General features: G+C 46.9%; 1 protein-coding gene and 1 pseudogene. Both read right to left on the bottom strand.

The window, feature by feature from the left end; genetic code table 11:
- Positions 1 to 188 (bottom strand): annotated as a pseudogene (locus R7Z47_RS24150) (cobalamin-binding protein); the annotation flags it as partial.
- Positions 188 to 1,010 (bottom strand): cobalamin biosynthesis family protein (locus R7Z47_RS24145; RefSeq protein ID WP_318130674.1); only part of this gene is annotated, 823 nt, incomplete at its 5' end. The gene R7Z47_RS24145 and the pseudogene R7Z47_RS24150, both read right to left, overlap by 1 nt.

Here is a 1,010-nt window from a genome sequence, read left to right as displayed (position 1 = left end):
TTCTCCAGTTCACCAGCTTCCTTCGGATAATCACTCATCTCGCTCACAGCGATCAGTTTGTCACCTAAGCCAGCAGCATAAGCAATCTCTGTGGCGTGAGGCGCTAAACTGATCACTCGTTCAACGGGTTCGTTCGCCATCGTAAGAGAGGAGAAGAAAAGGGGGAGGGATAGGCAAATTTTGTTCATCATAATCCTTGATAAATCAGTCCTAGAATAAAGCTTTGAATCACAATCCAAGCAAAGATGCGCCAAACCAGCAAAATTTGGATTTGTGCAAGATGAATAGCAGAAGGCACAATGCGTCCACCAATCTTGGTGCGTTCTGCTCTGACGCCTTGGTATAGAGCTGGGCCTCCTAACGAAAGCTGGAACTTATTGCCGATAGTACACAGCAACCAAGCAGGCCCTGGCAATGGCCAAGATTTCACTTGTTGTTTGAGTCCATTAAGCACTGCGGACATATTGTGACCAGCAAGCAACAGTAGGGCAAATAATCTTAATGGAATGAATTCTAAAACGGCAACGATTTGAATGGCTGGTTTCCCAAATGGCGCATACTGACGACGGCTAGGAGACCAAGCTCGTGCTAGCTCCATGGTTAAGCGGTACATGAGCGCACCAATCCCACCTGCGATGGCATACCAAAACAGTACACACACTACATTGCGACCAAAGCCCATAATGATGGTTTCAGCTCCGGCTTTACCTATACCGACAAGCGACAACGTTTCGGTATCACGATTCACAAAAGGCTTGAGTAGCTCGCGACAGCGCGTTTTATCCTCACGCGACAAGGCGAGGGCAAGTTGTTTGGTGAGGGCTTCGCAACTTCGCCAATCTAACGCTAATAGTAACAAGGCAAGTTCGTACAGAGGCTCTTGCCAAACTAAAGGCTTTAGAGCGATTAAGAGCACCAAACACGGCAATGTCATCAAAATAAGAGCGAGGCTTCCTGAGAGAATGCTTTGTGAGTAGCTATGGTGGTTATTTACTTTCTCTGCTAATTGT

The sequence above is a fragment of the Vibrio sp. 1641 genome (assembly GCF_033339995.1).
In the GTDB taxonomy this organism is placed as follows: domain Bacteria; phylum Pseudomonadota; class Gammaproteobacteria; order Enterobacterales; family Vibrionaceae; genus Vibrio; species Vibrio alginolyticus.
This window is presented reverse-complemented; position numbering and strand designations above follow the sequence as displayed.